12 protein-coding genes are annotated in these 14,176 nt (G+C 66.7%); 10 read left to right on the top strand and 2 right to left on the bottom strand.

All coding sequences use genetic code 11. The features are described from left to right. On the top strand, positions 1-1,492 hold a 1,492-nt coding region (locus tag ACYQ6T_RS05040; protein WP_459828446.1), incomplete at its 5' end, for an ATP-binding protein. Further along, entirely contained in the window at positions 1,489-2,718 is a 1,230-nt protein-coding gene (locus ACYQ6T_RS05035; protein ID WP_459828444.1) for an exo-beta-N-acetylmuramidase NamZ family protein, read from the top strand. The genes ACYQ6T_RS05040 and ACYQ6T_RS05035, both read left to right, overlap by 4 nt. A 12-nt stretch (positions 2,719-2,730) precedes the next feature. Here ACYQ6T_RS05035 and ACYQ6T_RS05030 read toward each other — a convergent pair whose 3' ends face one another. Further along, positions 2,731-5,814 (bottom strand): multidrug efflux RND transporter permease subunit, encoded by a 3,084-nt coding sequence (locus ACYQ6T_RS05030; RefSeq protein WP_459828442.1) that lies wholly within the window; start codon positions 5,812-5,814, stop codon positions 2,731-2,733. Positions 5,815-5,818: 4 nt separating this feature from the next. Beyond that, on the bottom strand, positions 5,819-6,943 hold the full coding sequence (locus ACYQ6T_RS05025; RefSeq protein ID WP_459828440.1) for an efflux RND transporter periplasmic adaptor subunit: 1,125 nt from the start codon (positions 6,941-6,943) through the stop codon (positions 5,819-5,821). A 131-nt stretch (positions 6,944-7,074) separates the two neighbouring features. Between ACYQ6T_RS05025 and recA the strand changes: the two genes are divergently transcribed. From recA to ilvA, 8 genes are all read left to right on the top strand, one after another. Further along, positions 7,075-8,151 (top strand): recombinase RecA, encoded by a 1,077-nt coding sequence (gene recA, locus ACYQ6T_RS05020; protein WP_459828438.1) that lies wholly within the window; start codon positions 7,075-7,077, stop codon positions 8,149-8,151. Positions 8,152-8,232: 81 nt separating this feature from the next. After that, positions 8,233-8,682: a regulatory protein RecX gene (locus ACYQ6T_RS05015; protein ID WP_459828436.1), complete on the top strand. Its 450-nt coding sequence runs from the start codon at positions 8,233-8,235 to the stop codon at positions 8,680-8,682. 4 nt (positions 8,683-8,686) lie between these two features. After that, positions 8,687-9,409, top strand: coding sequence for an LPS export ABC transporter ATP-binding protein (gene lptB / locus ACYQ6T_RS05010; protein ID WP_459828434.1), 723 nt, complete (start codon positions 8,687-8,689; stop codon positions 9,407-9,409). Then, positions 9,406-10,839: an RNA polymerase factor sigma-54 gene (gene rpoN, locus ACYQ6T_RS05005; protein ID WP_459828432.1), complete on the top strand. Its 1,434-nt coding sequence runs from the start codon at positions 9,406-9,408 to the stop codon at positions 10,837-10,839. Before lptB ends, rpoN begins: the two co-directional genes overlap by 4 nt. Positions 10,840-10,857: 18 nt before the next feature. Then, the gene (gene hpf / locus ACYQ6T_RS05000; protein WP_459828430.1) at positions 10,858-11,172 is read left to right on the top strand and encodes a ribosome hibernation-promoting factor, HPF/YfiA family; all 315 of its coding nucleotides are present in this window, start codon (positions 10,858-10,860) and stop codon (positions 11,170-11,172) included. 9 nt (positions 11,173-11,181) lie between these two features. Further along, positions 11,182-11,625, top strand: coding sequence for a PTS sugar transporter subunit IIA (locus tag ACYQ6T_RS04995; RefSeq protein ID WP_459828428.1), 444 nt, complete (start codon positions 11,182-11,184; stop codon positions 11,623-11,625). Positions 11,626-11,643: 18 nt separating this feature from the next. Then, positions 11,644-12,606 carry an HPr(Ser) kinase/phosphatase gene (gene hprK, locus ACYQ6T_RS04990; RefSeq protein WP_459828452.1) on the top strand — a complete coding sequence of 321 codons (963 nt, stop codon included), beginning with the start codon at positions 11,644-11,646 and terminating at the stop codon, positions 12,604-12,606. 20 nt (positions 12,607-12,626) lie between these two features. After that, entirely contained in the window at positions 12,627-14,168 is a 1,542-nt protein-coding gene (ilvA, locus tag ACYQ6T_RS04985) for a threonine ammonia-lyase, biosynthetic (protein ID WP_459828426.1), read from the top strand. Positions 14,169-14,176: the final 8 nt, after the last annotated feature.

The raw sequence follows: 14,176 nt of genomic DNA, 5'->3' as shown, positions 1-14,176 counted from the left end.
TCCGCGCCGCTTCGGGAAGACCCTCTTCCTCGACACCTTGGCCGAGGCCTTCGCTGGCAACCGCGTGCTCTTTGAAGGGGGTGACGCGGCGGTGCGGCTCGGAGCCGACCCGAAAGCAGCCGATCGGCCGCGGTTGTACCTTGCCGACCACTGGGATTGGGAGCAGCGCCACCCGGTGATTCGGATCTCGTTTGTGAGCGGCGTGCGCCACGACGTCGCGAGTTTGGCGCTTGCGATCGACGAGCAACTCACCCGCAACGCTGAGCGCTTGGGGGTCGATCTTCCCCCGCACTCGGACTGTGCTCTGCGCTTTGAGCGGCTCATCGACCGCGCCGCGAACCGCCACAACGCGCGCGCGGTGGTGCTCGTGGATGAGTACGACAAACCGATCCTCGACAACCTCACCGAACCGGACGTCGCGCGGCAGATGCGCGAAGCGTTGCGCAACCTCTACAGCGTCCTCAAAGGGCGCGACGCCGATCTTCGCTTTGTCTTTCTCACCGGGGTTTCCAAGTTCAGCAAAGTTTCGATCTTCTCGGGGCTCAACCACCTGCGCGACATCACCCTCTCCGCCGACTACGCGACGATCTGCGGCTACACCGAAGGGGACCTCGACACCGTCTTCGCCCCGGAATTCGAAGCGGCGGCGGCCGACGGGAAACCGTTGGACCGCGCTGAAATGCGCCGCTGGTACAACGGCTACGCGTGGGATGGGGAACCGGTCTATAACCCCTTCGACGTGCTGCTCCTCTTTGCCGAGCGGGAATACCGTGCGTGGTGGTTCGAGACGGGAACACCTACCTTTCTCATCGAGTGGCTGAAGAGCCGGCAGTTCTTCACCCCGCAGCTCGAAGGACTCTTCGCCGACGATCAGCTCCTTTCGGCGTTTGACGTCGACGCGATCGAACCTGAGGCGATGCTCTGGCAGACCGGCTACCTCACCGTCGTGGAGCGCCTCGCCACCCCCCAAGGGGGTCTCTATCGCCTGCGCGTTCCCAACTACGAGGTGAGGACCTCGTTGAACCGCGCGCTCCTGGGCGCGTGGCTCCCGCAGGTGCCCCGCCCCACGCCGCAGATGCTCGCACTCTACCAGGTGCTCGCCTCCGGCGACGCCGCCGCGCTCAAAGGGCACTTCGACCGCCTCTTCGCGGCGATCCCGCACGACTGGTACCGGGCAAACCCGATCGCGCAGTACGAGGGGTACTTTGCGAGTGTCTGTTACAGCTTTCTCGCAAGCCTCGGCGTGACGATTATTCCCGAAGAGGTCACGAACCAGGGCCAGTGCGACCTCACGGTGCGGCACGGCGCAACCGTCTGGGTCTTTGAGTTCAAGGTGGTCGAAGAGGAAGCGACGGGAGAAGCGCTCAAACAACTCAAAGCGCGCGACTACGCGGCGAAGTACCGCGGCGCGCCGGGGGTCGAGCGGGTGGTCGAGGTCGGGGTGGAATTTTCGAAGAAGCGGAGGGCGATCGTGGGGTGGGAGACAACGTGAAAACAGGTCTCGACCGACTCTTCACCGAACCCGAATGGGGCAAGCGCCTCGCTGGCCGCCGTGTGATGCTCCTCACCCACCCCGCTGCCGTCACCGGCCCCACCGCCCCCTTTCCGCCGCTGACCCACTGCGCCGCAGCGCTTGCGGCGTGGCTTCCCACCGTCGGCGCGCAGCTCACCGCGCTCTTTGGCCCGCAACATGGCGTACGCGGCGACAAGCAGGACAACATGGTCTTCTCAGCCGACGAGGTCGACCCCCTCCTCGGGATCCCGGTCTTCAGCCTCTACGGCGAACGGCTCAAACCCTCGGCACGCGAACTGAGCTACGGCGACCTGCTCCTCGTTGACCTACAAGATGTCGGCTGCCGCGTCTATACCTTCCTGACAACCCTTCGCTACGTCCTTGAAGCGGCAGCGGAGGTGGGGCTTGAGGTCTGGGTGCTCGACCGCCCCAACCCGATCGGCCGCGCTGTCGAAGGGCTCTGCACTGAGCCGGGGTGGGAGAGTTTCGTTGCCGCCGGCGCGTGCGCGCTGCGCCACGGCTTGACGCTCGGGGAGGCGGCACGCTGGTTCGCAGCCACCCTACGCCTCGACCTCGCTTTGACCGTCGTCTGGCTGAAAGGCTGGCAACCCGAAGCGGCACCGGCCTACGGCTGGCCGCTCGACACCCACGTCTGGATTCCCCCGAGCCCGAATGCCCCCACCCCGTGGATGGCGCGCTGCTATCCGGGAACGGTGATGGTCGAAGGGACGACCCTCTCTGAGGGGCGCGGCACCACACGGCCGCTCGAGTGTTTCGGTGCGCCGTGGCTCGACCCCGATCGGCTCCTTGCCGAGATGGCGCGCCTCGCCCCGCACTGGCTCACCGGCTGTGCGCTGCGGCCGATCTGGTTCGAGCCGACCTTTCACAAACACGCCGGTGAGCGGTGCGGCGGCGTGATGATCCACACCGAACCGCCCGTCTTTCACCCCACCTTTCGCCCGTGGCGGCTCATCGCACTTGCATTCAAGGCGATCCGCCGCCTCTGGCCCGACGAGCCGCTGTGGCGCCACTTCCCCTACGAATTCGAGCGCGAGCGGCTCGCGATCGACCTCATCAACGGAGGGCCGCGGCTGCGGACGTGGGTCGACGATCCGGAGGCGACTCCCGGCGATCTCGAGCAGCTGGCGATGCAGGATGAGCGCGCGTGGGGGGAGATCGCCGCGGGGGTGCGATTTTTCTCGTAATGCCCCCGCTGCTCACTGCGCCCCCCGCTCAGGCCGCGGCGCAAGCAGGCGGTAAAAGAGGGGCGCCCAGAAAATAGCGAGGAAGGTCGCGGCGATCATCCCGCCGACCACCCCCGTGCCCACTGCGTGGCGGCTCGCCGCACCCGCGCCGGTCGAGATCGCGAGCGGCACCGCCGCGAGGATAAAGGTGAGCGAGGTCATCAGGATCGGTCGCAGTCTCAGCCGCGCCGCCGCGGCGACAGCCGCGACCCGCTCCATCCCGGCCGCTTCCAGCTGACGGGCAAATTCGGCGATCAGGATCGCGTTCTTTGCCGAAAGCCCGATCATCACGATCAACCCCACCTTGAAGAAGACGTCGTTGGGCAGCCCCCGCAGCAACGCCGCAGCGGCGGCCCCGAGCACCCCGAACGGCACAACGAGCAAAATCGCCGCGGGCGTGCGCCAGCTCTCGTAGAGCGCAGCGAGCGCGAGGTAGACGACGAGCACCGCCAGGGCAAAGAGGATCGGCGCCTGTGCACCCGCACGCTGCTCCTCGAACGAGGTGGTCGCCCAGGTAAAGTCATACCCGCGCGGCAGCACCTTCTGGGCGATCTCCGCGAGCGCCGCGAGCGCTTCGCCCGACGAGACACCGGGCGCCGCCTGTCCGCCGATCTTGATCGACGGCAAGCCGTTGAAGCGATCGAGCCGCGGCGGCGCGGTCTCCCATAGGGCGTCGGCGACCGCTCCCAGCGTCGTGATCTGCCCCTGTCGGCCCGCAAGCGGGAGCTGCAGGATCGCTTCAGGCGAAGCGCGCCACTTCGCCTCGGCGCTCATCTGCACCCGCCGCACCCGGCCATCCATGAGGAAGTCGCCAAGGTAGGCAGTGCCCAAGGTCATCGCGAGCGTCTCGTTGAGTACCCCCTGATCAATCCCGTAGACCGCGGCGCGCTCGCGATCGAGCTGCACCCGCACCGCCGGCGCCGGCTCCTGCCCCTCGGGCCGGACGCCAAAGAGGCGGCGGTCTTGGCTTGCCGCAGCGAGGAACTGGTTGCGCACATCGAGCAAACCCAACCGCTCGGTACCGGTGCGGTCCAAAAGCCGCAGATCGAAGCCGCCGACCGCGCCGAGTTCAGGAATCGGCGGCGGGTTCACCGCAACGACGAGCGCATCGGGCAGGCGCGGCGCGAGTTCGCGAAAGGTGCGCGCAACCAGCGCCTGAGCCGTAGCGCCCGGCCCCACCCGTTCGTCCCAATGTTTGAGGGGAACAAACGCGAGCGCCGTGTTCTGCCCCCGGCCGAAGAAGGAGAAGCCCAAAACGCCGACCACCTTCGCCACCTCGGGCTGCGCGAGGTAGAAGCGCTCGACCTCCGCAAGCACCGCTTCGGTCCGCTCCCGCGTCGCCCCCGCGGGCAGCTGCACCACCGCGATGATGTACCCCTGATCTTCGTCAGGAAGAAAAGCGGTGGGAAGTTTCGCGAAGAGCCAACCGGCAGCGGCGACGATCGCACCGTAGAGGAGGAGCCAGCGGATCGGCCGCACGACGATCGCCGCGGTCGCCGCGCCAAAGCGGTCACGCATCCAGAAGAAGAGGCGGTCGAAGAGGCGCGGCGTATGGCGCTTGGGCGCACGGAGGAAAGTGGCGGCAAGGGCCGGCGCGAGCGAGAGCGCGAGGAAGGCTGAGAAGACCATCGTCGCGATCAGCGTCACAGCAAACTGGCGGTAGATCACTCCGACCGAGCCGCCAAAGAAGAGGAGCGGGGCAAAGACGGCGGTGAGCGCCGCCGACACCCCGATCACCGCGCCGGTGATCTCCGCCATCGCTTTGACCGTCGCCTCTTTGGGGGGGAGCCCCTCCTCGACGAGGTGGCGTTCGACGTTTTCGACGACGATGATCGCGTCGTCGACGAGGATCCCGATCGCGAGCACCATCGCAAAGAGGGTCAGCACGTTGATCGAGTAGCCGAGGAGCCAGAGGACCGCCGCAGCGCCCGCAAGCGCCACCGGCACCGTGATCATCGGGATGAGGGTGGCGCGCAAGTTCCCGAGAAAGAGCCACATCACCAGGAAGACGAGCACCACCGCTTCGATCATGGTCTTCACCACTTCGCGGATCGAGATTGCGACAAAGAGGCTCGTGTCGTAGGGCACCTCCCACTTCACCCCCGGGGGGAGGAAAGGTTCGAGTTCGCGCATCCGCGCCTTCACCGCGTTGGCGACGTCGAGCGCGTTCGCCCCCGGCGCGGTGCGAATCCCGATCGCCGCATCGGGCACCTGGTTGAGGCGGGCAAAGACGTCGTAGCTCTCCGCCCCCAGCTCCACCGTCGCGACATCACCCAACCGCACCTGCGCGCCGCTCGGCTCGGCTTTGAGGAGAATCGCGCGAAACTCCTCGGGGCGCTGCAATTTCCCCCGCGCGGTGATGATTGCGTTGATCTGCTGCCCGGGGGCTGCCGGGAGTTGCCCGATCTCGCCGAGCGCGAGGTCGACGTTCTGCGCCTTCACCGCGCGCGCCACATCTCCAGGAGTTAGGCCAAAGGCGCGCAACCGATCGGGGTCGAGCCAGATCCGCAGCGAGAACTCCGTCCCAAAGAGCACCGCCTCCCCGACCCCCGGGACGCGGCGTAGCGGATCGAGCACCTGCGCCGCGACGATCGATCCGAGGTCGATCGCGTTGTAGCCCCCCTCCGGCGCATGGACGGCGACGATCATCAACCAGTTGCGCTGCGGTTTGGTCACCGTGACGCCGCGCGCCTTCACCTCGTCGGGCAAGCGCGCCTCGACGCGACGGTAGCGGTTCTGCGCCTCGACGCTCGCCAACTCCGGATCGGTACCGGTCTCGAAGGTCAAGGTGAGCGTCCCACGCCCGAGCTCGGCGCTCGCCTCCATGTAGAGGAGCCGCTCGATCCCGTTCATCTCTTGCTCAAGCACTTTGAGGACGTTGTCCTCGACCGTCTTCGCCGACGCCCCCGGGTAGGTGACGGTGAACGCCACCTGCGGCGGGGCGACCGCCGGGTATTGGGCGACGGGGAGATTCTTGAGCGCCAACACCCCCGCGAGGGTGATGAGGAGCGCCATCACAAGGGCGAAGACGGGGCGGTTGGTAAAGAAGCGGGCCATTGCGCTACTCCTTCACCGTCACCGCTCCCCCCGGCGGGCGGAGGCGTGCGTGGCCCGCGACGACAACCGCCTCCCCACCCTGGAGCCCCGAGGTGACGACGACGCGGTCGCCGGCAAAGCCGCCGAGCGTCACCGGTTGCAGCCGCGCTTGGCCGTCGGCGACCACCCAGACGAAGAGGCCGTTGCTGTTGGAAACGATCGCGCGCTGCGGAACCACCACCGCGTCGTTCTCCCGTTCGGGGACGCGCACCTTGACGAACATCCCGGGGAGCCACTGCCGCGCGGGGTTGGGGAAGGCGACCTTCGAGGTGACCGTGCCGGTGGCGGGGTCGACGCTCGTATCCGAGACGATCCACTCGCCGGTAGCCACGACCGCATCGTCGACGACGAGCCGCGGCGGCGGCGCCGCCTTCAACTGACGTCGTGCCCACCACTGCTCTTGCGGTTCAGTGATGAGGGCGTGGATCGGGTCGAGCACGTCGACGGTGGTGAGCAACGTCGCCTCGCCCCACCCGACGAGTGCCCCTTCGGTCACCAGCGCCCGCCCCGCCCGCCCCGCGATCGGCGCCGGCACCTGCGCATATTCGACGTTGAGCGCCGCCTGGGTCCGTTGCGCCTCAGCCGCCGCAAGGTTCGCGCGCGCCACTTCCAGCGTCTGCGCCGAGGCAAATCCTTGCCGCACCAGCGTCTCCTGGCGCCGCAACTCCGCCTTGCGCTGCGCCACGAGCGCTTCGGCCGCCGCGAGCGCTGCCCGGTAGGGGCGGTCATCGAGGGCAAAGAGCGTCTCGCCCGCTTTCACCTCGCTCCCTTCGCGGTAGCGCTGCCGTTCGACGATCCCTTCGACCCGCGCCCGCACCTCAGCACGGCGGCTTGCGGCAAGCCGACCCGGAACGTCGCGCTCGACCACCACCCGCTCGCGCTCCACGCGCGCCACGGTCACCACAGGGGGGGGCGGGGCAGCGCCTTTCATCGGCGCCCCGGGTGGAGCGCCTGCTGGAGGCCCGCCTGCTGCTGAAGCCTCCCGCTTCCCCTCGTCGGCAGCTGCCGAGAGACCACTCGCAAAAAGCGCCAGCGCAACGGCGACCCCGCCGACCGCTCGCCTAAGCCATGCTCCTTTTGGTGCACTCATCACCCCACTCCGCTATCCCTTTGGCCGTAAGTATCGAACAAACTGAATGACAAGTCAATAAATTCCCGCTTGCAGCGACCGCGGCGACGCGCTACCATTCTCGCCCAGACGACCAGCAACCGGGAACGACAATGAACGAAGAAAAACGCAAAGCGCTGATGGCGGCGCTCAGCCAAATCGAGCGGCAGTTCGGCAAAGGGGCGGTGATGAGCCTGGGGCAGCAGCAGGTGGAGCGCAACATCGAGGCGATCTCCACCGGTTCGCTCGGGCTCGACATCGCACTCGGGATCGGGGGGCTACCCCGCGGCCGGGTGATCGAAATCTACGGCCCTGAATCGTCCGGGAAGACCACCTTGACGCTCCATGTGATCGCCGAAGCGCAGAAACTCGGCGGGGTTGCCGCGTTCATCGACGCCGAGCATGCGCTCGACGTCAACTATGCGAAGAAGCTCGGCGTGCAGGTCGATGAGCTTCTCATCTCCCAACCCGACACCGGCGAACAGGCACTCGAGATCGCCGACATGCTCGTGCGCTCCGGTGGGGTCGACGTGATCGTGATCGACTCGGTTGCGGCGCTCACCCCGAAAGCGGAGATCGAAGGGGAGATGGGCGATGCGCTGCCCGGGCTCCAGGCGCGGTTGATGAGCCAGGCGCTCAGAAAACTCACCGCGAGCATCGCCCGCACCAACACGATGGTGATCTTCATCAACCAGATCCGGATGAAGATCGGCGTGATGTTCGGCAACCCCGAGACCACCACCGGCGGCAACGCTTTGAAGTTCTACGCGAGCGTGCGGCTCGACATCCGCAAAACCGGCACGATCAAAAAGGGGGACGAGGTGATCGGCTCCGAGACGCGGGTCAAGGTGGTCAAAAACAAGGTCGCCCCCCCCTTCAAAGAGGCGGCGTTCGACATCCTCTACGGCGAAGGGATCTCGCGCGAAGGGGAGATTATCGACCTCGGGGTGCAACACAGAATCATCGACAAGACCGGCGCGTGGTACGCCTATGAAGGGCAAAAGCTCGGACAGGGGAAAGACAACGTCCGCGAAACGTTGCGGCAAAACCCGGCGCTCGCGCGCGAGATCGAAAACCGCATCCGCGCCGCAGTGGGTCTGCCACCGTTGCCCGCAGTCACTGCTGCTGCGGGGAGTGATGAAGTGACCCCAACTCGTGACGACGCTGCCGCGGGTGAGGCGTCGGCGTAACGAGGCGATCCTCTTTGCGACTGCTCAGGGAATCCAGTGGGCCGGTCCCCTTCTGAGACTCCCCCCTCCTCGCCTTGGACGGTGGCGCTTCGCCTCTTATCCCGGCGGGAGGCGACCCGGGCGGAGCTGATGGCCGCGCTCGTACGCCGCGGGTTTGCGCCGGAGGAGGTCGCTCGCGTCGTCGCACGGGCCGAGTCCTTGGGCTTCATCAGCGACGCCCGCGCCGCCACCACCCACGCCCGCCGCCTTGCCGAACGGCAAGGGAACCACGCGATCGTCCATCGCCTTGCCGCACGGGGGGTTGGCGACGAAGCGATCACGGAGGCGCTCCGCGCTGCGGAAGAGGAGCTCGGCGACGAGGCCTCACGCGCAGCGCTCGTCTGGCAAAAAAAATTTTCCGCCCCCCCCACCACCCCCAAGGAGTGGCAGCGGCAGGCGCGCTTTCTGGCCGCGCGGGGTTTCTCGTGGGAGACGATTCGCCGCCTCCTCGACGATCCCCCGTGTAGTAGCGCGCCGCCTCAAGTAGAATGACACCATGACACTGCTTGTTGCCGAAAACCTCCGCAAACGGTTTGCCGCGCGCACCGTAGTGAATGGCGTCTCGCTCACCGTCGAGCCGGGCGAGATCGTCGGCTTGCTCGGACCCAACGGCGCAGGAAAAACCACCTGTTTCTACCTCATCGTCGGCCTCATTCGCGCCGACGAGGGACGGATCCACCTCGCTGGGCAGGAGATCACCCACCTGCCGATCCACCGCCGCGCCCGCACGGGGCTCGCCTACCTGCCGCAGGAGGCGAGCATCTTCCGCCAACTCACCGTTCGGGAGAACATCCGCGCGGTGCTGGAACTCCACGGCGTCCCGGCGGCGAGCCGACGGCAACGGGAGACGGCGCTCTTGGAGGAGCTCGGGATCGCGCACCTCGCCGACCAACCAAGTGTCTCGCTCTCCGGGGGCGAACGACGGCGGCTCGAGATCGCGCGAGCGCTCGCCACCGAGCCGCGGTTAATCCTGCTCGATGAGCCCTTTGCCGGCGTCGACCCGATCGCGGTGCGGGAGATCCAGGGGATCATCCGCTTTCTCCAGACGCGCGGCGTTGCGGTGCTTATCACCGACCACAACGTGCGCGAAACGCTTGGGATCTGCCAGCGCGCCTCGATCCTTGCCGACGGACGAGTGATCGCCTCAGGCACCCCCGAAGAGATCGTCGCCCACACCGAGGTGCGCCGCGTCTATCTCGGCGAACACTTTCGCCTATGAAAGCGCCCAGCCCCCATTTGGCGCTCAAGACCCAAACGGCGCTCGCGCTCTCGCCGCTCCTTCAGCAGTCGCTCCATCTCCTCACCCTGCCGGCAGTAGAACTGCGCCAGGCGATCGACGAGGCGCTCGCGACCAACCCCCTTCTGATCCTCGCTGAAGAGCTCCCCGAAGCTCCCGAATCGCACGGCGAACCCACCTCGTCGCCGAGCGCCTCCCTTGACCCCACGAGCGACACCCTGGAGCAGGGCAGTGACCGCGACCCCGCTGACTCCGCTCTCGAGCCTGGTGAACGCTACTGGGAAGGGGCCACGTCGGGAGAAGCCCCCGACGACGAGACGTTCGATCCCTACCGCACCGCAGCCACCCCGGAGGGGCTCACCGAGCACCTCATCCGCCAGGCGGAGATGAGCCCGCTGCCCGACCACCTTCGCGCCCCGCTGCTGCTCCTGATCGAAGCGCTCGACGACAACGGCTACCTCGTGGCGCCGCTGGATGAGATCGCAACATGGGTCGATCCCCCCGTCGATCGTGAGCTCCTCGAGGTCGCCCTCAAAATCCTCCACCGCTTCGACCCCACCGGCGTTGGGGCACGGTCACTGGCGGAGTGCCTGCTGCTCCAGCTTGCAGAACGGCCAGAAGGCCCGGCACGGGCGCTCGCCGAGCGGATCGTCTCGGACCACCTCGCGCTTCTTGCCCGCCACGACTACCCTGGGTTGAAGAAGACGCTTCGGTGCAGCGACGGCGACCTCAAAGCGGCGGTCGCGCTCATCGAATCGCTCGACCCGAAACCGGGCCGCCGCTTCGCCACCGACACCGCACCCGCCGTGATCCCCGACCTGATCGTCACCCCCGACGGGGCGCACTACCAGGTGCACCTCAACCCCGCCGCCTACCCGCGGGTGGTCGTCTCGCCGCTCTTTGAGGCGTCGATTGGCCGCAAAAGCCCCGAAGCGTGGCGCGCACGCCTCACTGAAGCGAAACAGTTCGTCAAACAGCTCCACCAACGGGCATTCACCCTGATGCGGGTCGGCCAGGCGATCGTCGACCGGCAAAGCGCCTTTTTCCGCCACGGGGTAACCGCCTTGCAGCCGCTCACCCTGAAGGCCGTTGCCGAAATGGTGGGGCTCCACGAATCGACTGTCTCGCGGGTGGTTGCCGGCAAATATCTGCAAGCGCCGAACGGCCTCTTTGAGCTCAAGACCTTCTTCCCCACGGCGCTCGCGACCGAGAGCGGCGAAGCGGCCTCGGCAACCGCGATCAAAAACCGGATCGCAGCGCTCATCGCTTCCGAGGACCCCCACCATCCGCTTTCCGACACCGAAATTGCCGAACGGCTCGCCGCCGAAGGCATTGTGATTGCCCGGCGAACCGTGGCAAAATACCGGGATTCGCTTTCGATTCCCCCCGCAAAATTGCGGAAACGACTTTGACCCAAGGAGAACCTTTTGATGAACACCACCATCACCGGCCGTCACGTCGAAGTGACCGAAGCGCTCGACCAATACGTTCGTGAGAAGCTCGACCACGTGATCCGCCACTTCGACCACGTCACCCGTTGCCACGTGATCCTCTCGGTCGAAAAGAACGTCCAGAAGGCCGAATGCACGCTCCACGTCAAAGGGAAAGACCTCCACGCCGAAGCAACCGGCGCTGACCTCTACGCGGCGATCGACGGAATGATCGACAAACTCGACCGCCAGGTCCGCAAACACAAGGAGATCGTGACCAACCATCACAACGGGTCGACACCGCCCTCTGCCTGATGGCCAAAAATGAGCACCCTCGCTCCCCTTCTGGATCGTGCGCAGGTGGGGCTTGACGTTGCCGCGTCGAGCAAGAAACGGGTTCTCGAGGCGGTGGCCGAGCGCTTTGCCTCCCCCGGGCGCGACGCCAACAAACTCTTCTCCGCTCTCCTCGAACGCGAACGGCTCGGGACAACCGGCCTCGGAGAGGGGGTAGCGATCCCGCACGCTCGCGTTCCGGGACTCACCGAACCGCGGCTGGCGATCCTCCGCCTGGCTGAGCCGGTCGACTTCGACGCGATCGACGGCCAGCCGGTGCGGATCGTCGTCGCGCTCCTCGTCCCGGAGCAGGCGACCGAGACCCACCTCGAAATCCTCTCCGAGCTCGCCGAACGGTTGAGCCGCCCCGAGGTGCGACAAGCGATCCTCGCCGCCCAGACGCCCGAAGCGCTGATCGCGCCGTTTCGCGCCTAAGGAGCAGTAGCGATGGCCGTGCGTGAAACCACCGTCGCGGCCCTGGTTGCTGCGCTTGCCGAGCCCCTCGCGCTCACCCACCTCACCGGCGACCTTTCGCGGGTCGTGCGGGTGACCGATACCCACATCTGGCCGGCCGATCTCGTCGGCCACCTCAACCTCATCCACCCCGAGCGGTTCCAGGTGGTTGGCTCTGCTGAGCTCGCCTGGTCGGTGAAGCAACCGGTCGAGAAGATCCGCACGATCCTCTCCGAAATCACCGCGGCGCGCCCCCCGGCGATCATCGTCGCCGACGGCTCCCCTGCTCCCCCGGTCCTTGAAGAGCTCTGCACTCGCCACGCGATAGCGCTCCTCACCTCGCCCCGCCCGGCGGCCGAGGTGATCGACCGTTTTCGCCTCAAAATCGCGCGCATTCTTGCCGAACGCACCATTCTTCATGGGGTGTTGATGGATGTTTTGGGGGTTGGCGTCCTGATCACGGGTGACGCGGGCACCGGCAAATCGGAGCTCGCGCTGGAGCTGGTCACCCGCGGCCATGGGCTCGTCGCTGACGATGCCGTGGAACTCGCGCGCATCTCGCCCTCTGAACTCGAAGGGCGCTGCCCGGAGCTCCTGCAGAACTACCTCGAAGTCCGCGGGCTCGGGCTCCTCGACATCCGCACCACCTTCGGCGAAACGGCGGTGCGGCGCAAAGTGCGCCTGAGGCTCATCACCCACCTCAAGCGGATGAGCCCCGAGAGTACGCCGCTCCCGCGCCTGCAGATCGAAGAGGAGCGACAAGAGATCTTGGGCGTGGCGATTCCGCGCGTCACCCTGCCCGTCGCTCCTGGACGAAACATGGCGGTGCTGTTGGAGGCCGCGGTGCGCAACTTTGTCTTGAAGCTGCGGGGCATCGACGCCACCAAAGAGTTCCTCGCGCGCCACGAGGCGCTCTTGGCCCGCGAAGCGGCGCTCGTTGCCGCGAACACCTCCCCTACCTGATAGCAATGACGATACCGACAATGGCCGACGCTACCCACTACCTCAAACGGATCCTCACCGCGCGCGTCTATGAAGTCGCGGTCGAGACGCCGCTTCAGTTCGCCCCCACCCTCAGCCGCCGCACCGGTAACCAGGTCTGGCTCAAACGCGAAGATCTGCAACCGGTCTTTAGCTTCAAACTCCGCGGCGCCTACAACAAGATCGCCCACTTGAGCAACGAGCAGCTTGACCGGGGGGTGATCTGCGCGAGCGCCGGCAACCACGCGCAAGGGGTCGCGCTCGCCGCCAAAACGGTCGGTGAGCGGCGCGGCAAGCCGGTGCGAGCGGTGATCGTGATGCCCACCACCACCCCGCTCATCAAGGTCGAAGCGGTCCGCGCGCGCGGCGGCGAAGCGGTCCTTGCCGGCGAGTCCTACTCCGACGCCTACGCCTACGCGCGGCAACTCGCGGACGAGGAGCAGCTCACCTTCGTCCACCCCTTCGACGACCCCGACGTGATCGCCGGCCAAGGGACGATCGCAATGGAGCTGCTGCGGCAACACCCTGAGCCGCTCCACGCCGTCTTCTGTTGTGTCGGCGGCGGTGGGTTGATCTCGGGCGTCGCTGCCTACCTCAAAGCGCTGCGCCCCGATATCCGGGTGATCGGCGTCGAAGCGGAGGATGCCGACGCGATGACCCGGTCGCTTGCCTGTGGCGAACGGGTGACGCTTGAACAGATCGGCCTCTTTGCCGACGGCGCGGCAGTCAAACAGGTCGGCGAAGAGACCTTCCGCCTCTGCCGCCAATATGTCGACGAGATGGTGGTAGTGAGTAACGACGAGATCTGCGCGGCAATCAAAGATGTCTTCGAAGAGACGCGGGCGATTCTCGAACCAGCGGGGGCGCTCGCCGTTGCAGGCCTCAAAGCGTGGGTGCGGATGCACCGGGTGAGCGGCCAGACGCTCGTTGCCGTCGCCTCGGGCGCCAACATGAATTTCGACCGCCTGCGCTTCGTTGCCGAGCGGGCAGAGCTCGGCGAACAGCGCGAGGCGGTGCTCGCGGTCACGATCCCCGAGCGGCCGGGGTCGTTCAAGAGCTTCATTCAGCTCCTTGGCCACCGCAACATCACCGAATTCAACTACCGCTACGCCGACCCCCATGAGGCGCATATCTTCGTCGGCGTCACGATCCACACCCGCGACGAGGTCCAGACGCTGATTGCGCAACTCGCGCACGCGGGACTCCGGGCGGTCGACCTCACCGACAACGAGCTCGCGAAGACCCATGTCCGCTACATGGTCGGCGGCCGCGCCCCCCACATCCGCAACGAACGGCTCTACCGCTTTGTCTTCCCCGAACGCCCCGGCGCGTTGATGAAGTTTCTCAGCGAACTCCGCTCCGACTGGAACATCAGCCTCTTTCACTACCGCAACCACGGCTCCGACTACGGCCGGGTGCTCGCCGGGATGCAGGTTCCCCCCGAAGAGGAGAGCGAATTTCGCGCCTTCCTCGACCGTTTGGGCTACGAGTGGGTCGAAGAGACGACCAACCCCGCGTACCATCTCTTCCTCTCGGCGGGGTAATTCCACCA

The organism is Hydrogenophilus islandicus (assembly GCF_054657095.1).
This window is presented reverse-complemented; position numbering and strand designations above follow the sequence as displayed.